Source organism: Actinoallomurus bryophytorum, from assembly GCF_006716425.1.
GTDB lineage: Bacteria > Actinomycetota > Actinomycetes > Streptosporangiales > Streptosporangiaceae > Actinoallomurus > Actinoallomurus bryophytorum.
Map to the genome: position 1 here is coordinate 6,888,116 of NZ_VFOZ01000001.1, position 21,656 is coordinate 6,909,771.

Below are 21,656 nucleotides of genomic sequence, written 5' to 3' on the forward strand. Positions count from 1 at the left end.
GCCATGCGGGGCTGCGACGCGATCGTGATCGGCGCGGGACACAACGGGCTGGCCGCGGCCGCCCTGCTGCAGCGGGCGGGCCTGAGCACCATCTGTCTGGAGTCGAAGCGGTACGCCGGCGGAATGGCGTCCACCGTGGAGCTGTTCGAGGGTTACAAGTTCGAGATCGCCGGCTCGCTGCAGTTCCCGACCTCGGCGGTGGTGAGCCGCGAGCTCGGCCTGGACTCGGTGCCCACCATCGACCTGGACGTCATGTCGGTGTCGATGCGAGGCGTCGGCGACGACCCGGTCGTCTACTACACCGACCTGATGCGGCTGATGACCCACCTCACCGAGGTGCATGGCGCTGAGGCGGTCAACGGCATGGCGAGCCTGATGGCCTGGAGCCAGGCGCCGGCCAGGGCGCTGGGCCGCTTCGACGCCGGGCGGCCGCCGAAGACGCTGGATGAGATGTACGCCTGCGCGACGAATGAGTTCGAGCGGTCCAGCATCACCGACCTGCTGTTCGGATCCGTCACCGACGTACTCGACCGCCACCTCCCCGACAAGGACAAGCACGGCGCGCTACGCGGGATGCTCGCGTTCCTCGCGGTCAACACCACCTACCGCGGACCGGCGACACCGGGCAGTGCCATGGCGCTGGCCTTCGGCCTGGCCGTCCCCGACGAGGACGCCGCGCTGATGAAGAAACCGCGAGGCGGCATCGGCGCGCTCACCACGCATCTGCGGGACCGGTTCACCTCGGCCGGGGGAGAGCTGCGGCTGCGCACCGAGGTGAAGGGGATCCGCGTGGCCGGCGGACGCGTGGCGGGCGTACGGACCGAGGACGGATCCACCCTCGACGCCCCGATCGTCGTCTCCTGCGTCGCCCCCGACCTGACGCTCACCCGCCTGGTCCCCACCGGCGCCGTCCCCGCCGACGTACGCGAGCGGTTCTCCCATGTCGACCACCGCGGCAGTTACCTGCAGATGCACTTCGCGCTGGACGGCGTGCCGGAGTTCGCGGCACCGTACGAACTGCTGAACGACCCGGCGATGCAGGCGGCCATCGGCCTGTTCAGTACCCCGGAGGAACTCCAGCGACAGTGGGAGGAGTGCCGTCGCGGGATCGTGCCGGCCGACCCGGCGATCGCGTTCCAGATCCCGTCGGCGCACGACCCCGACCTCGCGCCACCGGGCAAGCACGCCGCGTCGGCGTTCTCCCTGTGGCTGCCGGTCGAGACCGGTCAGGCCGACCACGCGCGGCTGAAAGCCGAGATGGGGCAGCGCGTCATCGACAAGATCACCCGGCTCGCACCCGGCTTCGCGGGCCTCATCACCAAACACACGACGTTCACCCCGCGCCACATGGGCACCATGTTCGCGGCGCCGGGGGGCGACTACTGCCATGGCCTGGTCCATCCCGAGCAGATGGGACCGGGCCGTCCCGGGCCGAACGGCTACGCGGGCCAGCCGCTCGGCATCGAGGGACTCTTCCTGGGCAGCGCCGGTTGCCACGGCGGCCCCGGCATCACGTTCATCCCCGGTTACAACGCCGCACACGCGGCACTCGCCGACGGCTGACGCGTTGATGAGATCCCCCGGCGCCCGAGGTGGCTCATGACCGCTTCGCGTCGGCGGGTCCGTCCACCGGCTCGGCATCGAGGTGGACCAGGCCGACGTCGACGACCCGTTGCGGGTGGCGCAGGTAGAGGTACCCGAGGTAGAGGACGCCGAGGATCATCCAGATCGCCGCGGCAGGTCCCATGTAGGAAAGTGGTGAGGTCAGCGGCGTGATGAAGCTGAGGCCCGGGGTCTTGATGCCCGCCCCGGCGAGCCAGGCGGGGAGGAAGGCCGCGATGCCGATGAGTGGCACCAGCAGATGCGAGATCGGGTTGAATCCGCGGCCCCTGCGGGCGAAGTAGCCGATGCAGGCCACGTTCACGACCAGATAGATGGCCACGAGCAGGATGACGAGCGCAGTGCCGATCATGCCGAACGCCGTCGTGGGGTCGTAGCCGAAGCCGAGCCCGAGCATCACCGCGAGGCTGATGACGCTACCCGTGGCGATCGCGATCACCGGTGATCGGTGCCGCTCGCCGACCCGGGCGAACTGCGGCGGGAACGCGTGGATCCGGCCCATGGCGAACGAGGTGCGGCTGGCGACGTTCACGCCGGCGTTGGAGTTGGCCAGGGTCGAATTGATGATCGCGAAGAAGACCAGCACCCAGAACAGGCCGTACAGGTCGCGGGCCACGCCCTGCCAGGACGCGCTTCCGGTACCGGTGGTGAACCTCGAGAAGCCGGCCGGCCCGAACGCCACGTCGATCGCGTAGGTGGTGAACACGTACAGGGCGCCGATGATCAATGTGGACAGCAGCACCGCGAGCTGCACGGTCCGCCGCGGGTTGCGCGCCTCCTCGGCGAGTGGCGCCGCGCTTTCGAACCCGAGGAACGCCAGTGTGGTGAAGACGGAACCGGCGATGACGCCGGACAGGCCGTGGTACTGGCCGTCCGGGGTGTACTTCGTCGTGAACACCGACAGGGTGTTGTGCTCGCCCGCGTGGATCACCAGGAGCACCGCCATGATGGCGAACACGGCGATCTCGAAGATGCCGAGGATCGTGCCCATCCGGGCGGAGGCGCGGACACCGAAAAAACCCACCGCGGACACGATCAGTATCCCGAGGACCGACCATGGCCACCAGAGGTCGGCCGGCCAGCCGAACTCGGTGTTGAGCGTGGCGGCCGTCGTGAACCCGAGCTGCAGCAGCACCAACGGCGCGACCAGCCACCCGACCATGACGTAGGCCCACGCGACCAGGAACCCGGCGGCGGGATGGATGCCGCGGGCGACGTACGTCGCAAGGGATCCCGCGGCCGGTATCTCGCCGGCGAGCTGGCTGACCGACCAAGCCGTGAACAATGACGCGACAAGGGCGAACAGAACCGCCAGCGGAAGGGCGCCACCGGCGAACGCGACGCCTGCCGGGATCGACGCGGCAATGGCCGCACCCGGCGCCATGTCCGTCATGCTCTGGAACAAGACCTCGCGCAGCCCGACCGCGTCCCGCCTGAGCCCGTGCCCTGCCGCTGCTGTTCCGTTAACGGCCACCGCCGCCTCCGAGACTGAAGGGTGGAGAACTGCGCCGATCATGTCACCGGACCTGCCACCCGACAACAGAGGGATCACGCGTTTCGCACGCGGGTGCGCCGGGCGCGCCGGGCGGGTCGCCATGCCTCCGCGACCGAAGACCGGTGCGGCTGGGACATGAGATCGCATTGGCCTGGGACCGAAGATGCGATACTGATGTCATCGGGAATGCGACACGATGTGACGACCGGCGAAGCGGCTGACATGATTTCTTCCTACGGTTCCGTGGCCGAATCGTCAGTAGCGTCCGACGTCGTCTATGTGAACGGCCCGCTCCTGGCGATATTAGTAATTGTTTTCATATTCCTGTTCGTCGCCATGACGGACAACAGCATGTTCGTTGGCTGTGCTCTGTTCGTCGCCCTCGTGTCGGTCCTCTTCGCCTTCTTGTCGTGGCGGTCGCTCGCGGACTACCCGCTGACGTATCGGGAGGGTGACCCTCCGCGCATCGAAACGCAGGGTGGCGGTCTGTACGACAAGTGGAAGCTGGGCCCCGGGGCGACCGTTGGTGCGACTTTGGATGTCGACAAATCATCCAAGGTCGAATCTCTGGCCGGCGAGTTGACCGTAAGGTACGGCTGCCCGGCCGCGAGAGTCGACTGGCGTATCTATGTCGATGGCGACCTCCTGGCATCAGGGACCCTGCGCGAAGGCCAAGAGCGCAAGCTCGCGAACGCGGCCGTAAGGTCAGGACATCCGTCCATCATCGTGAGGTTGACCGCTGCTCGCCTGGACTCTTCCGGCTGCGCGACGGACTTGGTCTGGCACAACCCGGGCCTCGAGGGCCACGGAAATGGCAGATTCCGCTTTGTCCTCCCGCTCCCGGACGCCGTCTAGTGTGCTGACCGAAAACGTTCATCCGGACGAGCGGTAGGTGCCTAACGGGGGTCCGGGAGTAATGCGCCGGCGGCACGCCGGCAGGCACCGATTCCTCGTGGCACGCAGTGCCATGTTCGCACCCCTCAGGGCCACCAGGTGCCGCTCACTGTGGCACGCATCACTTGTGCGGGCAAGAGTCGGACACTCCCGGCCGGGGCGGCCGGGGTCGCCGACCCGCGTCGAGCGCGCTGGAGATCCCCGGCCGTCGCCGAGGGGAAATCAGGGTCTTCCAGCAGATGAGCGGCTGATGGCGAACGCGTCGCACGCGCTCGCAATGTGCCGGCCGGGCCGCCCATCGTGGACGATGAAAGCACGGACCCTTGCGGGCGTTTGTGACGCGTGGCACAGTGGCACTCGGTGCCGCCGCGGAGCGATCTTGCGGCACAGCGTGCCCTGAGGAGATCCGCCATGAGCCCATCGCCGCGAAGTTGTGGAACATTCCGCTCGATCCGTACCGGGCTGGCGCTCGTCATCGCGTCGGCGGGCGCGGCAGTGGCCCTCGGGTCCGCCCCCGCCACCGCCGCGGCGGGCGCAGTGCCGACATGTGCGGAGCTGACGGGACAGGAGATCCCGGCGTCGGTGATCAGCCTGCCGACCCGAGGTGGCCGGGTCCAGTCGGCCTCTCTTATGACCAAGGTCGTCAGTGGCGTGACCGTCGAGTACTGCGAGGCCGACGCGGCACTCTCCCCCGTCGACCCGTCCGCGCCGGACATCAAGCTGAGCGTCGGCATGCCGGTCGACTGGAATCACAAGGCGATGATGTTCGGCGGCGGCGGGTACAACGGCACGATCCCCGACCTCACGCAGAACGTGCCGTTCGGCCCGTCCGGCCAACCGGCGCCCCTGGCCCGCGGATATGCCACGTTCGCCAGTGACTCCGGGCACCAGGCGGGTCCCGCCGGGTCCCTGGACGGGTCCTTCGGCGTGAACGACGAGGCACTGCGGAACTTCTCTGCAGGCGACGCGCTCAAAAAGACCCACGATGCCGCCGTCTTCCTCATCCGCCATGGCTACGGCGCAGGCCCCGGCCGTACGTACTTCGCGGGAGGCTCGACCGGCGGTCGCGAGGCCCTCGTCGTCGCGCAACGGTGGCCCGACGCCTTCGACGGCGTCATCGCCGCCTACCCTGCCTGGAACAACACGGCCGAAGGCCTCGATCTCGGATACCTCGCGCAGGTGATGTCCCGTCCCGGCGCGTTCCCCGGGCCCGACAAGCAGACGCTTCTCTACAACAGCGTCATCAAGGCGTGTGACGGCCGGGACGGTCTGAAGGACGGCGTCGTCTCGAACGCCGATGGCTGCACCTTCGATCCGCACAGGCTGCGCTGCCCCCGTGGCGCCGACACCGGGCCGACGTGCCTGTCGGACGCGCAGATCACCTCGGTGATCGCCGCGTCCACGCCGTTCCGCTGGCCGTACCGGATCGCCAGTGGCGAGCGGGAGTACCCCGGCTTTCCCTTCCTCTCGGGTGCCGACATGAGAACCCCCTATCTCGGCTTCGGCACGACCGCGCCCGCCAACCCGATGCCGACGACGAGTGGATACGGGTTCCAGTACTGGGACCAGTGGGTGAAGTACTTCCTGACGCGGGATCCCGCTTACAAGTCGCTCAGTGTCGACCCTCGGCGACCCGGCAAATGGCTTCCCCGCATCAGCTACCTGTCGACGATCCAGGATCGCAACGACGCCGACCTTCGTCCCTTCGCGCGCTCCGGCGGGAAGCTGCTCCTGCTCCACGGGGCCGCGGACGAGCTGGTCTCCCACCGCTCGACGAACGACTACTACCGGCGGGTGCGAGCCACGGTGGGTGCCGGGCGGACCCGTGACTTCATGCGCTACTACCTCGTGCCCGGCGCGAACCACGCCAACTTCGGCACCCCCGCGTTCGCCGCCAACTGGGACTCGCTGTCCGCGCTCGAACACTGGGTCGAGGGCGGACGTGCGCCGGTCGATCCGGTGGTCACCGACGGCAGCCACGGCAGAACACGGCCGCTCTGTGAGTACCCGCGCTGGCCGAAGTACCACTCCGGTGACCCCGACAGCGCCCAGAGCTTCGTGTGCTCGCGTTGACGGCACCGGCAAGCGGCCTGCGGGCTGGAGAGGAAGCCGTGTGACGACGAGCGGGCGAGTGGCGCTGCGCACACAGGCCCTGACGAAGGTGTTCCGCGGGTTCCGCGCGGTCGACGCGGTGGACCTGGAGGTCCGCGAGGGCGGAGTGCACGCGCTGGTGGGTCCCAACGGCGCGGGCAAGACGACGCTGTTCAACCTGCTGACCGGCTTCGTGTCCCCGACCTCCGGGACGATCACGGTGTTCGGCGAGGACGTCACCGGCAAGCGGCCCGAGCAGGTCGCGCGCCGCGGTGTGGCCAGGTCGTTCCAGATCACCAGCCTCTTCGAGAACCTGACGAGCCGCGAGCAGGTGGAGCTCGCCCTCCAGGGACGTACCGGCCAGGGGTTCCGGTTCTGGCGGACGGAGAAGCTGCTCGGCAGGCATCGAGCCCGCGTGGACGAGCTGCTCGCGGAGGTGGGGCTGATGCCGCTGGCGGACAAGCCGGCCGGGCTGCTCGCCTACGGGCAGAAGCGCGCGCTGGAGCTGGCACTGGTGCTGGCGCTCGATCCACGGGTGATGCTCCTCGACGAGCCGACGGCCGGAATGGGGATCGAGGACGTCGACCGCACCATCGAGCTGGTCCGCCGCATCGCGGCCGGGCGCACCGTGGTGTTCGTCGACCACAACATGCACGTGGTCGGCAGCCTGGCCGACCGGGTGACGGTGCTTCAGCAGGGCAAGGTCCTGGTGGAGGGGCCGTACGCCGAGGTCCGGGGCGACGAACGAGTGATCACCGCCTACCTGGGTGAGGCCGACCATGCTTGAGGTCACCGATCTGAAGGCGTGGTACGGCGAGGCCCAGGCGCTGCACGGGGTGACCGTGAGCGTCGAGAAGGGCGAGGTCGTCACGCTGGTCGGGCGCAACGGCGCCGGCAAGACCACCCTCGTGCGCTGCCTGATCGGCCTCCACCGGCAGGTCAGCGGCGCCGTGTCCTTCCTCGGCCGCGACGTGACCGGCGTGCCGGCCCACCGGCGGGCCCGCGCCGGCATGGGCTGGGTCCAGGACGACCGCGGCATCTACGCGAGCCTGTCCGTGGAGGAGAACCTGCTGCTCCCGCCGAGGGTCTCCGACCGGGCGTGGACGCTGGAACAGGTCTACGAGGCGTTCCCGGAGCTCGCCGTCCGCCGCAAGGCGCCGGGCACCACGCTGTCGGGTGGAGAGCAGCAGATGCTGGCCATCGCCCGGGTGCTGCGGACCGGCGCCCGGCTGCTGCTGATGGACGAGCCCTCCGAGGGCCTGGCCCCGGTGGTGGTGGCCCGGATCGGGGCGATCATCGCTGAGATCAAGGCGACCGGCGTCGGCGTGCTGCTGATCGAGCAGAACGTCAAGTTCGCCGCCACCGTGGCCGACCGGCACTACCTGCTCAGCCAGGGCCGCATCGCCACGGCCCTGGACAACTCCGAGTTCCGGCGGCGCGAAGGCGAGCTCCTCGAACACCTCGGCATCTGAGCGGCCCACCGGACGAGGACACATCCCGACATGACACGAGGAGAGACACCATGAAGAGCACGCAGATTCGCGTCGGGGTCGCGGCCGTGACGGGGGCACTGCTCCTCTGTGCCTGCGGTGGCGGCCCGGGCTCGTCGGGTGGTGATTTCACGGGCGGCAAGCTGGTCCTCGCCGTACTCAACGACCAGACCGGCGTCTACAAGGACGCGTCGGGGCCGAACAGCGTCAAGGCCGTGAAGATGGCGGTGGCCGACTACAAGAAGAAGTACGGCGGCGCCGCGGTCGTCGACGACATCGAGGTCACCTCGGCCGACCACCAGAACAAGCCGGACGTCGCGAACACCAAGGCCCAGGAGCTGTACGAGCGCAAGGGCGCGGACGTCATCCTCGACGTGCCGACCTCGTCGGCGGCCCTCGCCGTCGCCACCCAGGCGAAGAACCATCACAAGGTGTTCATCGACGTCAGCGCGGCGACCACCGAACTGACCGGAGCCCACTGCAACAAGTACACCTTCCAGTGGGCGTACGACACCTACATGCTCGCCAACGGCACGGGCACCACCGTGACCAAGGACGGTGACAAGAACTGGCAGCTCATCTACCCCGACTACGCGTTCGGCCAGGACATGACCGCGTCTTTCACCAAGGCGATCAAGGCGGCCGGCGGCACGGTGCAGGGCAGCATCGCGACGCCGTTCCCGAACGACAACTTCACCACCTTCCTCACCAAGGCCGGCAGCACCGATCCCGACGTGATCGGCACCATGCAGGCAGGCGGTGACCTGGACAACCTGGTGAAGCAGTACAACCAGTCGGGTCTGAAGGAGAAGGGCGTCCACCTGGCCGTCGGGCTGATGGTCATCAACGACATCCACGCCCTGGGTGTGGACCAGGTCGCCGGCACGACGTTCACCGACCCCTGGTACTGGAACTTCGACCAGCAGTCGCGTGCCTGGGCGGACCGGTTCCGGCAGGAGACCGGGATCCGCCCGAGCTTCGAGCAGGCCGGCAACTACTCCGCGGCACTCCAGTACCTGGAGGCGGTCCAGAGCGCCAAGACCGACAAGGCGGACGCGGTCGTCCACCAACTCGAGGGCAAGAAGATCAACGACGTGTTCCTGCGCAACGGCGAGGTCCGCGCCCAGGACCACCTCGTCGTCCACGACGCGTACCTGGCTCGCGTCAAGAAGCCCTCGCAGGTCAAGGAGCCCTGGGACTACGAGGACATCGTGACCACGATCCCGGCGGCCAAGGCGTTCCCTCCCGCCGGCCAGTTCGCCTGCTCGATGTGAGCGAGGTGGTCCGGTTTCGTACGGTCCGGGCGCCCGTCGGTGCCCCGGGCCGGTACCGGGAAGGGAACTCATGAACGCAGTGCTGCAGTACGCCGTACAGGGCCTGGCGGCCGGCAGCTTCTACGCGCTGGCGGCCCTGGGACTGGCGGTCATCTTCGGTGTCCTGGGCGTGGTGAACTTCGCCCACGGCGCGTTCTACATGCTCGGCGCGGTCGCCACGGCCGTGCTGCTCGACACCCTCGGCCTCACGCTGTGGTGGTCGCTGCTGGTCGTACCGGCGTTGATGTTCGTCTTCGGCGTCGTGGTGGAACGGCTGCTCGTGCGGTGGCTGCTCCGGCTCGACCCGCTCTACAACTTCCTGCTCACCTTCGGTCTCACGCTCGTCCTCGTCGAGCTGGTCAAGCAGAAGTACGGCGTCTCCGGGCTGCCGTACCAGCCTCCGGCCATCCTCCAGGGACGCGTCGACCTGGCCGGCGTCGTGCTGCCGCGCTACCAGCTGTTCGTCTTCCTGTTCTCCGTGACGATCTGCGTGCTCGTCTGGCTTCTGATGACGCGGACCCGGATCGGCATGATCGTCCGGGCTTCGACCGAGAAGCCCGAGCTCGCCCGTGCGCTGGGGATCAACGTCGGTCGCTGGGTGACCCCGGTCTTCGGCTTCGGCGTCGCGCTCGCCGGCCTGGCCGGCGTGCTCGCCGCACCGTTCCGCGCGATCACGGCCGACATGGGCAACAACTTCGTGATCATTCTGTTCGCGGTGGTGGTCATCGGGGGGCTCGGCTCGATCGTCGGCGCCGTGGCCGCCGGTTTCCTGGTGGGGCTGGTGGAGGCGTTCGGCCAGGCCTACGCCCCGACGTTCGCGCAGATCCTGATCTTCGTTCTGATGGCCCTGATCATCCTGGTCCGCCCCGCCGGGCTGTTCGGACGCGAGGAGGCGGCCACATGACCCAGTCGGTGATGCCCGAGACGTCGGTCACCGAGGCGCACGCCGCCATCGCCGGAGGCGGCTCCCGGCCGCGATGGATCCTGCTGACCGCCGGCCTGGTGGCGGCGCTGGCGCTGCCGTGGCTCGTCTACCCGCCCGTGGCGATGGACATCGTGGCGATGGCGCTGTTCGCGATCGCCCTGGACATCCTGCTCGGCTACACGGGCCTGCTGTCCTTCGGGCACGCGGCGTTCTGGGGCGGCTCGGCGTACGTGACGGGGCTGATCGCGACGCACTACGGTGTGCCGTTCCCCGTGGCCGTCGTGGGCGGCGCGATTTTCGCGATGGTCCTCGCCCTTCCCGTCGCGTACCTGTCGGTGCGCCGATCGGGGATCTACTTCGCGATGGTCACCCTCGCCTTCGGGCAGATGGTCTACTTCGTCGGCTACCAGTGGAGCGACCTGACCGGTGGCGAGAACGGGCTGCAAGGCGTGCCACGGCATTTCTTCGGCATCGAGCTGGTGGAGACCGAGTCGTTCTACTTCTACTACGCGGCCCTGCCGATCCTCCTGCTCGGCATGTGGGCCGCCTGGCGGATCGTGCACTCGCCGTTCGGACGAGTCCTGGTGGCGATCCGCGACAACACCCCGCGAGCGCGAGCGCTGGGCTACGACGTGGAGAAGTACAAGGTGATCGCCTTCGTGCTCTCCGCCGGCCTGACCGGCCTGGCCGGCGGAGTCTTCGCCATCAGCCACGGCTTCGTCGCGCTGACCGAACTCGAGTGGACCACGTCCGGCGAGGTCGTGCTGATCACGCTGCTGGGCGGCATCGGCACGCTGTGGGGAGGGATCCTGGGCGCGTTCCTGGTCGTGCTGCTCGCCGACTATCTCGCCTCGTCCAGCTTGGGCGGCATCGACCTGATCACCGGTACGGTCTTCATCCTGGTGGTGCTGCTCTTCCGCCGCGGAATCTGGGGCACCGTCCGTCACCAGTGGCTGACCTGGTCACAGCGTCGAACGTCGTCGCGCCGCACGCCGGTCGACGCCGATCCGGCGGGGCATGGGTAGTGAGCCGCCGCAAGGGCGGCGCGGGGATTCGGAGATCGGCGAAGTTCGAACATGCGGACTAGACTCTGCGCCACGCCACGTCAGGATGGGGGGCCTGTCGGTGACTTCGCGGCGAATACTTGAGACCAAGTACCGGATCTCGGAAACGGCCATGGCCTTGTTTCTCGATGAGGGGTACGAAAACGTTACCGTCGAAGCTGTCGCGGAGGCATCGCGCGTTTCTCGCCGCACCGTTTTCCGGCACTTCGAGAGCAAGGACGAACTCGCGTTCCCCGACCACACCGAACGCATCGGTCTCGTCCAGCGCTGTCTCGTCGAGTCCGATGCCGACACGGACCCGGTGGAGGCCGTCATCGCGGCCACGGGGGAGTCACTCCGTGACTTTCTCAACCGGCCAGAACTCGTCCTCCGGCGCTACAAACTGACGCGTGTCGTTCCTGAGCTACGGAAGCGAGAGGTCATCGAACACGAACGGTACGTGACACTCACGCGTTCGTTCCTGCGCGATCACCTCCCACCGGACACCCCGCCCTTCCAGCCGATGGCCCTCGCGGCCCTCGTCGACGCCATCCACCGATCCGCACTCGGAGGCTGGGCACGCAGCGGCGGCGCGACCGACGCCGTCGCCGAGCTGGAGGCGGGCATGGAATGGGTCCGCCGCCTCATGGTCCACCAGTCGACCTTCTCCACCACTCCGCTACTCCTCGCGGTGGTCCCCGACGCGCCCCAGACCCGCCGCGTCCTCGGCTCACTGCGAGACGCGGCGGAGGAGCTGCTCTAGGCCTCGGTGGCGCGGCCCTGCGGATCGGTGTCTACCTGGTGAGGATCTTGCGTACGCCGGTGGCTATTTCGAGGTCTTCGCGTGCGGTGATGACGAACGTGCGTACGGCGGCTCCCTTCTGGGTGATCTCCGCGTCGGTGGTGTCGTCGCGGGCCGGGTCGAGGGCGATGCCGAGGAAGCCCAGCCCGTCGGCGGCCCGGCGGCGTACCGCCGGTGCGTGTTCGCCGACGCCGCCGGTGAAGACGAGGGTGTCCAGGCCGCCGAGGGAGGCGGCCATCGCGCCGATGGCCGCGCGCAGCCGGTGGAGGTAGACGTCGAGGGCGAGGCCGTCGTGGATGTCGCGCATGTCGGCGGTGCCGGCGAGGGCGAGCAGCCCGGACCGGTGTTCGAGGGTGTCGGCGAGCTCGGCGGGGGAGAGGTCCTCGCGTTCCTGCAGCCAGAGCAGGAGGCCGGGGTCGACGCTGCCGGACCGGGTGGCCATGACGAGGCCTTCGAGTGGGGTGAAGCCCATCGTCGTGTCGACCGACCGGCCGTCCGCGACCGCGCACAGGGACGCGCCGGCGCCCAGGTGGCAGACGATGAGCCGGCGGGGCGTACGCCCGAGCGTTTCGGTGACCCGCCGGGTGGCGTAGGCGTGGGACAGGCCGTGAAATCCGTATCTCCGCAGTCCGTACTTGTTGCGCCAGTCCGCCGGTAGCGCGTAGGTGGCGGCGGCCGCGGGGAGGTGGGTGTGGAAGGCGGTGTCGAAGCAGGCCACCTCGGGCAGGCCCGGCAGCGCCGCGCGTACGAGGTCGATGCCGTGCAGGGACTTGGGCTGGTGGAGCGGCGCCAGCTCGGTGAGCGCGCGGATCCGCGCCTCGACCTGGTCGTCGATGCGTACGGGGCCGGTGAAGTCCGCGCCGCCGTGGACGACGCGGTGGCCGATGGCGTCGGGAGTGGGCAGTTCACGCAGTGCGTCCAGGGACGCGGGCTGGGCGATGAGGGTGTCGTCGTGGTCGAGCAGGCTCAGCTTGAGGCTGCTCGACCCGGCGTTGACCACGAGGATCCGCATGCCCTCACCTTTCACCGTGCGGCCACGTCCACCCGGAGATCTCCGGGTCGTCCTCACCGTGCTCGCGTGTGTGGGCGCGGGCGCGCAGCCGGGCGTCGGCCATCCGCTGGCGCACGCCGGCGGCGCGCGATCCGAGGCCGGGGACCCGGTCGATGACGTCCATCACGAGGTGGAACCGGTCGAGGTCGTTGAGCATGACCATGTCGAACGGTGTGGTGGTGGTGCCTTCTTCTTTGTAGCCGCGGACGTGGATGTTGTGGTGGCCGTTCCGGCGGTAGGTGAGCCGATGGATGAGGTACGGGTAGCCGTGGAAGGCGAAGATGACCGGGCGGTCGGTGGTGAACAGGGCGTCGAACTCGGCGTCGGGCAGCCCGTGGGGGTGTTCGGTGTCGGGTTGGAGCCGCATCAGGTCGACGACGTTGATGACACGGACGCGAAGGTCGGGGAAGTGGCGGCGGAGCAGGTCGGCGGCGGCGAGGGTCTCCAGGGTGGTGATGTCACCGGCGCAGGCGAGGACGACGTCGGGTTCGGTGCCGTCGTCGGTGCTCGCCCAGTCCCAGATGCCGATGCCGCGCGTGCAGTGCGGTACGGCTTCGTCCATCGAAAGCCAGTCGAGCGCGGGCTGCTTGCCGGCGACGATGACGTTGACGTAGTCGCGGGAGCGCAGGCAGTGGTCGGCGACGGACAGGAGGGTGTTGGCGTCCGGGGGAAGGTAGACCCGTACGATCTCGGGCTTCTTGTTCATCACGACGTCGAGGAAGCCGGGGTCCTGGTGGGTGAAGCCGTTGTGGTCCTGCCGCCACACGTGCGAGGACAGCAGGTAGTTCAGCGACGCGACCGGCCGCCGCCACGGGATCTTGCGGGTGGTCTCCAGCCACTTGGCGTGCTGGTTGAACATCGCGTCGACGATGTGGATGAACGCCTCGTAGCTGTTGAACAGGCCGTGCCGCCCGGTCAGCAGGTAGCCCTCCAGCCAGCCCTGGCACAGGTGCTCGCTCAGCACCTCCATGACGTGGCCGTGCGGGCCGAGGTGGTCGTCGGTGGCCAGGGTCTCGGCCTGCCAGGCCCGGTCGGTGGCCTCGAACACGGCCGACAGGCGGTTCGAGGCGGTCTCGTCCGGGCCGGTGATGCGGAAGGAGTCCGGGTTGGCGGCGATGACGTCGCGCAGGTACGCGCCGAGCACCCGGGTCGGCTCGGTGGAGGTGGTGCCGGGCGCGTCGACCTCGACGGCGTACGTGCGGAAGCCGGGCAGTTCCAGGTCGCGTAGGAGCAGGCCGCCGTTGGCGTGCGGGTTGGCGCTCATCCGCCGGTCCCCGGCCGGCGGGGTGGCGAGTACGCCGGTGCGCGGCCGCCCGTCGGTGTCGAAGAGTTCCTCCGGCCGGTAGGACGCCAGCCATGCCTCCAGCTGCGCGAGGTGCGCCGGGTTCTCCCGTACGCCCGCGAGGGGGACCTGGTGGGCGCGCCAGGTGCCTTCGACCGGGAGGCCGTCGACCTCTTTCGGGCCGGTCCAGCCCTTGGGCGTGCGCAGGACGATCATCGGCCAGCGCGGCCGCCCGGTGGCTCCGGCGTGCCGGGCCTGCCGGCGGATCTCGGAGATCTCCTCGATCGCCTCGTCCAGTGCGGCGGCCATCAACCCGTGCATCTTCGCAGGGTCGTCGCCGCTGACGAGGATCGGCCGGTGCCCGTACCCCTCCAGCAGCGCGACCAGCTCCTCCTCCGGGATCCGTGCGAGCACGGCGGGATTGGCGATCTTGTAGCCGTTCAGATGCAGGATCGGGAGCACCGCGCCGTCGCCAACGGGGTCGATGAACTTGGTGGAGTGCCAGCTCGTGGCCAGCGGCCCGGTCTCGGCCTCGCCGTCGCCGACGACGCAGGCCACGATCAGGTCCGGGTTGTCGAAGGCGGCGCCGTAGGCGTGCGCGAGGGAGTAACCCAGCTCGCCGCCCTCGTGGATCGAACCGGGAGTCTCGGGCGCGACGTGGCTCGGGATCCCGCCGGGATAGGAGAACTGCCGGAACAACCGCTCCATCCCGGCCGCGTCCTGGGACACGTGCGGATAGACCTCGCTGTAGGTGCCCTCCAGCCAGGCGTTGGCGACCGCCGCCGGGCCGCCGTGCCCCGGTCCCAGTACGTAGATCATGTCCAGGTCGTGCGCCGCGATGACCCGGTTGAGGTGCGCGTAGCAGAAGTTCAGCCCCGGGGAGGTCCCCCAGTGCCCGAGCAGCCGCGGCTTGATGTCCTCGCGGTCCAGCGGCCGTCGCAGAAGCGGGTTGGCGCGCAGGTAGATCTGGCCCGCGGACAGATAGTTGGCCGCACGCCACCAGGCGTCGATCGCACCGAGTTCGTCATCGGTCAGCATGACACGTCCCTCACTGGCTTCAGCCGGCTGCATACCCCACAGGACACGATGAACCGCGTCCGCGCCCAAGCACACCATCCGGCGAGGAAAGTGTGGAGGGACCAAGGTCCTTTCACCGAGGTGCCCTACGCCACGCGAACCACGCGATCTCGCCCAGAGGTCTGAACGGGGCCGAAGGTCCCGTGCTCCCGGGCCGCTCGGCACTCTCTCCCTGAGTCCGGAGAGAGTCATGGTGGACAGGGAAGGCCGTGACGCGGTTCCCAGGACCTGGATAGGTGATCGCGTCTCGGCGAGGAAGGGCGGGTCATGAACGTCGCAGGCAGTACGGAGGAAGAGAAGGCGGCGCGCCTTCTCCTCGACGCGGTGGTCTGGGCGCCGTCCGTACACAACACGCAGCCGTGGTGGTTCGGTACGCATGGCTCGACGGTCACCGTGCACGCTGACACGGACCGCCGCCTGGAGATCGCCGACCCAGACGGCCGGGAGATGTTGATCAGTTGCGGGGCGGCGCTGTACACCCTTCGCCTCGCCGTCCGTCATCTCGGCCGCCATCCGCACGTTCAGTTGTCGTCCGACCCTGACCGGCCGGGGCTGATCGCCGATGTGGCCATCGGGCGGCCCGGCCAGCCCACCGGTGAGGAAGAGCGGATGTACGACCAGATCCGGCGGCGGCGCACTCACCGGGGTGGCTTCCGTCCCGAAGGCCTGCCGGCCGGACTGCTTGAGTCGTTGAAGGCTCAGGCCCATGACGAGGCCGTGATGCTCCGTGTGGTCGCCGATCCACGCGCGCGGATCGCGCTCGCCGCCCTGACGGAGGTCGGCGAGCAGACGCACCGGCAGAACCCGGCCTATCTCGCGGAGATGGCACGCTGGGCGCCGCGTCCCGGAAGTGACCGGGCCGATGGCGTACATGCGGATACCTATCCCCGGGACCCGGAGCACACCGACCCGTACTTCGCGGAGCGTGACTTCGCACGGGGACAGGGCTGGGGGCTGCTCGGCGATGATCAACAAGATGCCACCGGAGTCGTCGCCCTGCTCACGACCGCTGCCGACGGGCGTGGCGACTGGCTGCGAGCCGGCCAGGCGTTGCAGCGGATCCTGCTGCGCGCCGCCGACAATGACGTGTCGGCCGCGTTCCATACCCAGGCGCTTGAGGTTCCGGAACTGCGGGAGTTCATCCGCAGACGGCACTGCGACGACGCGTACCCCCAGATGATCGTGCGGCTGGGCTTCGCCGACAGCGAGATCCCGGGCGTACGCCGGTCGCCGGCCGACCTGAGCAGGCCAGAACCGTGACACGGGAGAGCCGGATGAAGCCGCACGACGAGCGTTCCGAGTGCGGTTCGGGCGGCATCTCGTCCACGCCCCGCCCGATCATCGTGGAGGTCGACGGTACGGCCTCAGGCCAGGGTGCCATCGCCTGGGCGTACAGGGAGGCAGGTCGCCGCGGCGCACGAGTGCGCGTGCTGGCGGGCCGGGACCCCGAGGTCCCCACGACCCTGGACGCCTCAATGATCGTCGTCGGTTCGGCGAGCTTCCTGGAGATGTCCGATATGGCCGACGGATCGACGGCCATGGCGATGGCCGCTCACGCGGACGTGCCGGTCGTGGTCGTCCGTCCCGGACTGCCCGACGTCGGGACAGGCTCTTCGGACGGCCGCGTCGTCGTGGGTGTGGACGGAACCGAACTGTCCGAGGCGGCCGTCGACTTCGCCTTCATCGAGGCGAGAGATCACGGTTGTGGCGTCACCCTGGTCCACGCGGTCGAGCACGAGGACGAACGGGCCGCTGCCGAGGAGATGCTCACCTCGCTGAGCGCCGGGCAGACGGACGTCCGGACCGTCGTCACAGTCGCCGACCTGGCGAGTCGCGTGCTGATCGAGGAGTCCGCGGGAGCGCGGCTCGTCGTGGTCGGCTCACGCGGACACGGTGGTCTGGGCGGCATGCTGCTGGGCTCGGTGAGCCAGGCGGTGGTCCACCGTGCTCACTGCCCGGTGGCCGTCGTGGCTATTCGCCGGGAAGGGTACGCGACTCGTTCGCTTTCAGCTGGGTGATGAGGGTGGCGGCCTGCGTGCGCCGGTGGAGGTCGAGCTTGGTGAAGATGCTGGAGACGTAGTTCTTGACGGTTTTCTCGGCGAGGAAGAGGCGTTCGCCGATCTGGCGGTTGGTCAGGCCCCCGCCGATGAGGTCGAGGATCTTGCGTTCTTGTTCGGTGAGGGCGGCGAGCGGGTCCTTCCGGGGACGCTCGCGGAGCCGCTGCAAGATCTGCGCGGTGCTGCTCGGGTCGAGCAGTGACCCCCCGGCCGCGACGGTTCGGACCGCGCCGACGAGGTCCGAACCGTGGATCTGCTTGAGCACATAGCCGGATGCGCCGGCCATGACGGCGTCGACCAGTGCCTCCTCGTCGGTGAAGGAAGTGAGCATCAGGCAGGCGAGCTCGGGCATGCGGGAGCGGAGCTCGCGGCACACGGTGATCCCGTCACCGTCGGGGAGGCGTACGTCCAGCACGGCGACGTCGGGTCGGAGCGCGGGTACGCGGGCGACGGCCTGGGCTGCCGTGCCGGCCTCGCCGATGACCTCGATGTCGGGTTCGGCCTCGAGCAGGGCGGCGACCCCACGGCGTACGACCTCGTGGTCATCGAGGAGGAAGACCTTGATGGGGGTGGTCATGGCCACGACGGTACCCAGACCGCCATCACCTCCGATAGGGCTCCTCGTAGCCGGCTCCGGACCGACCTCTCGGTCCGCGGGCGTGCCATTACGGGTGAGTTGGACAATGATTGAGGTCTCCGAACGCCCGAGAGGACCAGCTCCGTGCCCCCTGAGAATCCACCGGGCGATGACCGCGCTCGCCCGGTGCTGCCGCAGCTGCAACTCGATGACCTGCTCGCCGAATTGCAGAGCCGGCTCGCGACGGTGCTGACCACGCGCGACCGGGTGCGCGCGCTGCTCGAGGCGATCGTGTCGATCGGCGGCGACCTGGACCTGGAGACCATGCTGCGGTCGATCATCGAGGCCGCGACCAAGCTCGTCGATGCCAGGTACGGGGCGCTCGGCGTGATCGGGGAGGACGACCGGCTGACGCAGTTCATCACGGCCGGGGTGACCCAGGAGCAGATCGACGCGCTGGAGCACTGGCCGCACGGCCTGGGCATCCTCGGCCTGCTGATCAAGGACCCGCGGCCGATCCGGCTGGCCGACCTGTCCGAGCACCCGGAGTCGTACGGGTTCCCGGCGAACCATCCGCCGATGCGGAGGTTCCTTGGTGTGCCGATCCGGGTGCGGGAGGAGGTGTTCGGCAACCTCTACCTGACCGAGAAGGCGGGCGGTGAGGAGTTCGACGACGACGATCAGAACGTCGTGAGCGCGCTCGCCACCGCCGCGGGTGTCGCGATCGAGAACGCGCGCCTCTACCAGGACGCGAGACGCCGCGAACGCTGGCTGGAGGCCAACGCGGAGATCTCGACGGCGCTCCTGTCCGGCACCGCGCCGGGGGAGGTGCTCGATCTCGTGGTACGGCGGGCACGGGAGATGTGTGACGCCGACCTCGCGACTGTCGCGCTGGCGGACGACGCTTCGGAGGAACTGGACGTCCGGGTCGCCGACGGCCGATACTCCGAGGTGCTCCAGCGCGTTCGAGTGCCGTTCGATGAGGCGCTCGCCGGGGAGGTCTACCGCACGGGGGCGTCACGGGCGCTGGTGGACGCCGAGGAAGAGGCACGTAAGTCCGGGATACCCTCGCGTGTTCCGCTGGGACCGGCTCTGCTGGTGCCGCTCGGTGTGGGTACGTCCGCCCGTGGGGTTCTGACCGTCGCGAACATATCGGGCCATCCGGCGTTCGGCGACCACGTACAGCGGCTGCTGGAGACGTTCGCCGCGCAGGCGGCGGTCGCACTGGAGCTGGCCGAACGCCGTCGGGACGCGGAGCGGCTGGTCGTCCTGGAGGACCGGGACCGGATCGCCAAGGACCTGCACGACACCGTCATCCAGCGGCTTTTCGCGATCGCCATGACGCTGATGAGCGCCATGAAGATCACCCAGAAGCGTGACGTCGCGGTCCGGGTCCAGCGCGCTGTCGACGACCTCGACGACACGATCCGGCAGGTCCGCTCGACCGTCTTCGCGCTGCAGGCGACAGGGGAGGATGAGCCGACGCTGCGGTCACGGCTGTTCGGCGTCATCGACGGTGTCACGGAGAGTCTGGGTTTCGCGCCCGCGATGCGGCTGGACGGGCTGCTGGACACGGTCGTCGACGAGGCCACGGGCGAGCATCTGCTCGCCGTCCTGCGGGAGGCGCTGTCGAACGCCGCACGCCATGCCCGCGCCACACGCGTCGACGTGAGTGTCGTCGCAGGCGCGGATCTGCTGCTGCGCGTCGCCGATGACGGCGTCGGCGTTCCCGAGACGGGACGACGCAGCGGCCTGGCCAACATGGCCTCCCGGGCCAAGAGCCTGGGCGGCGTATTCGACATGCGGCCTGGTGAGAACGGCGGGACGGTCCTCGAATGGCGAGTGCCCCTCAACTCGGATGGGAAGTAACGGCTCGAAAACGCCTCATCCGCTCCTCTGCCGCAGACAGGACGAAGGTCCCGCGCGCGGCGATGCTTTCGCCTCTGCGATGCCCGCACCGTGTGGCGTTGAGTAAAGGCAGCCGGAAACGCTCCGGTTGCCCGAACAAGAGGTGAGATGAAATGGCAGTCGCCGAACACATGCCCCGAATCCGTCGCCGTTCTCACGACACGGAGCAGGCGGAGTCGCGGACCGCGCCGCCCGCCGCCCGCTATGTGTGGGCGCTCGCCAGGCTCTCCCTGGGCTCCGTGTTCGCGTGGGCGTTCGTGGACAAGCTGTTCGGGCTCGGCCACGAGACCACGACCAAGCAGGCCTGGGTCCACGGCGGGCACCCGACGATGGGGTTCCTGAAGTTCTCCGCGGCCGGTCCGTTCAAAGGCTTCTACCACTCCATCGCGGGCGCCGCCTGGGCCGACTGGCTGTTCATGCTCGGCCTGGCCGCCGTCGGCACGGCGTTGCTGCTCGGCATCGGCATGCGTTTCGCGGCCATCGCGGGCACGGCCATGCTGGTCATGATGTGGAGCGTCGTCCTGCCTCCGGAGAACCACATCTTCATGGACGACCACCTCGTCTACGCGCTGCTGATCATCGGCCTCGCGCTGATCGGTGCCGGAAACACCCTCGGCCTCGGCCGCCGGTGGGACAGGACCCGCCTGGTCCAGCGCTTTCCCATCCTGAAGTGACACCGAGCAAAGAGAGCGCGGGCGAAAGCCCGCGCTTTCGTCTTCGCCGGGGGAGCGCCAGGCGCCCAGCGCGTTCCGGACCGGCCTGGCCGTCTCCGCTCATCAGCCAGGAAGGACCGGCGGGCAGATCTGAAGTCTCAACAGCGGGACCTTCGCCCATTAACAACGTGGAAAGAAAAGCGACAGGCTGGACACATGAAGGCCGAAAAGGATGACCCCCGATCCATCAGCCGTGAGCAGAGCCTGGCCCTTGCGGCATCCGTACCGATCGGCCGGGTCGTGTACACGGACCAGGCCCTGCCGGCCGTCATTCCGATGAATTTCGTCCTCGACGGCGATGAGGTCGTGATCCACATCGAATCGGGCTCGACCCTGGCCGCGGCCATCCCCAACGCCGTGGTGGCCTTCCAGGTGGATGACTTCGACTCCGACACCACGACCGGATGGACCGTCACGATCACCGGGCAGGCCCGGCTCGTCGACGGCGGCGAGGAGCGCACCCGGCTCGCGCGGCTTCCGCTCCGTCCGTGGGTGCCCACCAAGAACGGCCGGTTCATTCGCATCCCGGCCCGGCATGTCGCGGGGCACAGACTGGGCCCGGCGCGTACTGACACGCTGGATGAGGTGGTGGCACAGGGCCAGATGCCGTGATGACGCGCGACGCCGTGCCCCCAGGGACGTCATCCGTCAGCCGGAGTGGCCAGGCCGGACTGGAAGGCGAAGACCACGAGCTGGGCACGGTCACGGGCCTGGAGCTTGATCATGGCGTGGCTCACGTGTGTACGCGCCGTGGCGGGGCTGATGACGAGACGTTGGGCGATCTCTTCGTTGGACAGCCCCTCGGCCACGAGAGCGACGATCTCCCGCTCGCGCTCGGTGAGCTGCGCCATGTTGGGGAAGTCCGCCTTGCGGCGGGCCGGACGTGCGGCGTAGGCGCTGATCAGACGCCGCGTGACCGTCGGCGACAACAGGGCGTCGCCCTGGGCGACCACGCGTACGGCGCGGACCAGTTCCGACGGCTCGGTGTCCTTGACCAGGAACCCGCTGGCCCCGGAGCGCAGTGCCTCGTACACATACTCGTCGATGTCGAAGGTGGTCAAGATGACGACTTTGGTGCCGGCCAGGGCCGGGTCGCCGGTGATCTCCCGAAGCGCCGTGAGCCCGTCGGTCTCGGGCATACGGACGTCGAGCAGCGCTACGTCGGGACGGGTGCGGCGGACGAGCTTCACCGCGGACCTTCCGTCGCCGGCCTCGCCGACCAGTTCGATGTCGTCCTCGGATTCCACCAGCACCCGTAGTCCGATGCGCACCAGGCTCTGATCGTCGGCTACCACTACACGTATCATGAGCTCAGTCT

At 68.9% G+C, this 21,656-nt stretch carries 19 protein-coding genes; 14 read left to right on the forward strand and 5 right to left on the reverse strand.

From position 1 onward, the window contains the following. Positions 1 to 3 precede the first annotated feature (3 nt). Positions 4 to 1,563: a phytoene desaturase family protein gene (locus tag FB559_RS32035; RefSeq protein ID WP_141960591.1), complete on the forward strand. Its 1,560-nt coding sequence runs from the start codon at positions 4 to 6 to the stop codon at positions 1,561 to 1,563. Between the two features lie 34 nt (positions 1,564 to 1,597). Here the strand turns inward: FB559_RS32035 and FB559_RS32040 are convergent, their stop codons facing one another. Continuing rightward, the gene (locus FB559_RS32040; RefSeq protein WP_221640275.1) at positions 1,598 to 3,094 is read right to left on the reverse strand and encodes an APC family permease; all 1,497 of its coding nucleotides are present in this window, start codon (positions 3,092 to 3,094) and stop codon (positions 1,598 to 1,600) included. Positions 3,095 to 3,313: 219 nt separating this feature from the next. Between FB559_RS32040 and FB559_RS32045 the strand changes: the two genes are divergently transcribed. From FB559_RS32045 to FB559_RS32080, 8 genes are all read left to right on the forward strand, one after another. Next, entirely contained in the window at positions 3,314 to 3,970 is a 657-nt protein-coding gene (locus FB559_RS32045) for a hypothetical protein (RefSeq protein ID WP_221640276.1), read from the forward strand. Between the two features lie 450 nt (positions 3,971 to 4,420). Next, entirely contained in the window at positions 4,421 to 6,082 is a 1,662-nt protein-coding gene (locus tag FB559_RS32050; protein WP_141960595.1) for a tannase/feruloyl esterase family alpha/beta hydrolase, read from the forward strand. Between the two features lie 40 nt (positions 6,083 to 6,122). Next, positions 6,123 to 6,887, forward strand: coding sequence for an ABC transporter ATP-binding protein (locus tag FB559_RS32055; RefSeq protein WP_221640277.1), 765 nt, complete (start codon positions 6,123 to 6,125; stop codon positions 6,885 to 6,887). Next, on the forward strand, positions 6,880 to 7,572 hold the full coding sequence (locus FB559_RS32060) for an ABC transporter ATP-binding protein (protein ID WP_141960597.1): 693 nt from the start codon (positions 6,880 to 6,882) through the stop codon (positions 7,570 to 7,572). Before FB559_RS32055 ends, FB559_RS32060 begins: the two co-directional genes overlap by 8 nt. A 50-nt stretch (positions 7,573 to 7,622) precedes the next feature. Then, a complete protein-coding gene (locus FB559_RS32065) occupies positions 7,623 to 8,864 on the forward strand; it encodes an ABC transporter substrate-binding protein (RefSeq protein ID WP_141960599.1) in 1,242 nt (413 codons plus the stop codon). A 70-nt stretch (positions 8,865 to 8,934) separates the two neighbouring features. Continuing rightward, positions 8,935 to 9,807 carry a branched-chain amino acid ABC transporter permease gene (locus tag FB559_RS32070; RefSeq protein WP_141960601.1) on the forward strand — a complete coding sequence of 291 codons (873 nt, stop codon included), beginning with the start codon at positions 8,935 to 8,937 and terminating at the stop codon, positions 9,805 to 9,807. After that, a complete protein-coding gene (locus tag FB559_RS32075; RefSeq protein ID WP_141960603.1) occupies positions 9,804 to 10,853 on the forward strand; it encodes a branched-chain amino acid ABC transporter permease in 1,050 nt (349 codons plus the stop codon). Before FB559_RS32070 ends, FB559_RS32075 begins: the two co-directional genes overlap by 4 nt. 151 nt (positions 10,854 to 11,004) lie before the next feature. Beyond that, positions 11,005 to 11,634 (forward strand): TetR/AcrR family transcriptional regulator, encoded by a 630-nt coding sequence (locus FB559_RS32080; RefSeq protein WP_185792501.1) that lies wholly within the window; start codon positions 11,005 to 11,007, stop codon positions 11,632 to 11,634. Positions 11,635 to 11,665: 31 nt separating this feature from the next. Here FB559_RS32080 and FB559_RS32085 read toward each other — a convergent pair whose 3' ends face one another. Continuing rightward, positions 11,666 to 12,685, reverse strand: a complete 1,020-nt coding sequence (locus FB559_RS32085) for an acetate/propionate family kinase (protein ID WP_141960607.1) — start codon at positions 12,683 to 12,685, stop codon at positions 11,666 to 11,668. A gap of 4 nt (positions 12,686 to 12,689) precedes the next feature. Beyond that, positions 12,690 to 15,077 (reverse strand): phosphoketolase family protein, encoded by a 2,388-nt coding sequence (locus FB559_RS32090; protein WP_141960610.1) that lies wholly within the window; start codon positions 15,075 to 15,077, stop codon positions 12,690 to 12,692. 273 nt (positions 15,078 to 15,350) lie between these two features. Here FB559_RS32090 and FB559_RS32095 point away from each other — a divergent pair, with 273 nt between their 5' ends. Next, the gene (locus FB559_RS32095) at positions 15,351 to 16,343 is read left to right on the forward strand and encodes an Acg family FMN-binding oxidoreductase (protein WP_141960612.1); all 993 of its coding nucleotides are present in this window, start codon (positions 15,351 to 15,353) and stop codon (positions 16,341 to 16,343) included. Between the two features lie 14 nt (positions 16,344 to 16,357). Next, entirely contained in the window at positions 16,358 to 17,101 is a 744-nt protein-coding gene (locus FB559_RS32100) for a universal stress protein (RefSeq protein ID WP_141960614.1), read from the forward strand. Here FB559_RS32100 and FB559_RS32105 read toward each other — a convergent pair. After that, entirely contained in the window at positions 17,055 to 17,717 is a 663-nt protein-coding gene (locus FB559_RS32105) for a response regulator (protein WP_141960616.1), read from the reverse strand. The genes FB559_RS32100 and FB559_RS32105 overlap by 47 nt on opposite strands. 144 nt (positions 17,718 to 17,861) lie before the next feature. On the opposite strand from FB559_RS32105, the gene FB559_RS32110 reads away from it, so the two are divergent. The 3 genes from FB559_RS32110 to FB559_RS32120 all read left to right on the forward strand — a co-directional run bounded on the left by FB559_RS32110 (position 17,862) and on the right by FB559_RS32120 (position 20,950). Next, positions 17,862 to 19,586 carry a sensor histidine kinase gene (locus FB559_RS32110; RefSeq protein ID WP_246122256.1) on the forward strand — a complete coding sequence of 575 codons (1,725 nt, stop codon included), beginning with the start codon at positions 17,862 to 17,864 and terminating at the stop codon, positions 19,584 to 19,586. A gap of 152 nt (positions 19,587 to 19,738) precedes the next feature. Continuing rightward, positions 19,739 to 20,299 carry a DoxX family membrane protein gene (locus tag FB559_RS32115; RefSeq protein ID WP_141960618.1) on the forward strand — a complete coding sequence of 187 codons (561 nt, stop codon included), beginning with the start codon at positions 19,739 to 19,741 and terminating at the stop codon, positions 20,297 to 20,299. 195 nt (positions 20,300 to 20,494) lie between these two features. Next, positions 20,495 to 20,950, forward strand: coding sequence for a pyridoxamine 5'-phosphate oxidase family protein (locus tag FB559_RS32120; RefSeq protein WP_141960620.1), 456 nt, complete (start codon positions 20,495 to 20,497; stop codon positions 20,948 to 20,950). Between the two features lie 29 nt (positions 20,951 to 20,979). Here FB559_RS32120 and FB559_RS32125 read toward each other — a convergent pair whose 3' ends face one another. Then, positions 20,980 to 21,645, reverse strand: coding sequence for a response regulator (locus FB559_RS32125; RefSeq protein ID WP_141960622.1), 666 nt, complete (start codon positions 21,643 to 21,645; stop codon positions 20,980 to 20,982). Positions 21,646 to 21,656 lie beyond the last annotated feature (11 nt).

Excerpts from the sequence above, each read along its gene's own strand:
- FB559_RS32125 (WP_141960622.1), bottom strand. The coding sequence starts at position 21,645 with ATGATACGTGTAGTGGTAGCCGACGATCAGAGCCTGGTGCGCATCGGA.
- FB559_RS32080 (WP_185792501.1), top strand. The coding sequence starts at position 11,005 with ATGGCCTTGTTTCTCGATGAGGGGTACGAAAACGTTACCGTCGAAGCT.
- FB559_RS32070 (WP_141960601.1), top strand. The coding sequence starts at position 8,935 with ATGAACGCAGTGCTGCAGTACGCCGTACAGGGCCTGGCGGCCGGCAGC.
- FB559_RS32050 (WP_141960595.1), top strand. The coding sequence starts at position 4,421 with ATGAGCCCATCGCCGCGAAGTTGTGGAACATTCCGCTCGATCCGTACC.
- FB559_RS32060 (WP_141960597.1), top strand. The coding sequence starts at position 6,880 with ATGCTTGAGGTCACCGATCTGAAGGCGTGGTACGGCGAGGCCCAGGCG.
- FB559_RS32090 (WP_141960610.1), bottom strand. The coding sequence starts at position 15,077 with ATGCAGCCGGCTGAAGCCAGTGAGGGACGTGTCATGCTGACCGATGAC.
- FB559_RS32105 (WP_141960616.1), bottom strand. The coding sequence starts at position 17,717 with ATGACCACCCCCATCAAGGTCTTCCTCCTCGATGACCACGAGGTCGTA.
- FB559_RS32100 (WP_141960614.1), top strand. The coding sequence starts at position 16,358 with ATGAAGCCGCACGACGAGCGTTCCGAGTGCGGTTCGGGCGGCATCTCG.
- FB559_RS32075 (WP_141960603.1), top strand. The coding sequence starts at position 9,804 with ATGACCCAGTCGGTGATGCCCGAGACGTCGGTCACCGAGGCGCACGCC.
- FB559_RS32065 (WP_141960599.1), top strand. The coding sequence starts at position 7,623 with ATGAAGAGCACGCAGATTCGCGTCGGGGTCGCGGCCGTGACGGGGGCA.
- FB559_RS32095 (WP_141960612.1), top strand. The coding sequence starts at position 15,351 with ATGAACGTCGCAGGCAGTACGGAGGAAGAGAAGGCGGCGCGCCTTCTC.
- FB559_RS32085 (WP_141960607.1), bottom strand. The coding sequence starts at position 12,685 with ATGCGGATCCTCGTGGTCAACGCCGGGTCGAGCAGCCTCAAGCTGAGC.
- FB559_RS32115 (WP_141960618.1), top strand. The coding sequence starts at position 19,739 with ATGGCAGTCGCCGAACACATGCCCCGAATCCGTCGCCGTTCTCACGAC.
- FB559_RS32035 (WP_141960591.1), top strand. The coding sequence starts at position 4 with ATGCGGGGCTGCGACGCGATCGTGATCGGCGCGGGACACAACGGGCTG.
- FB559_RS32120 (WP_141960620.1), top strand. The coding sequence starts at position 20,495 with ATGAAGGCCGAAAAGGATGACCCCCGATCCATCAGCCGTGAGCAGAGC.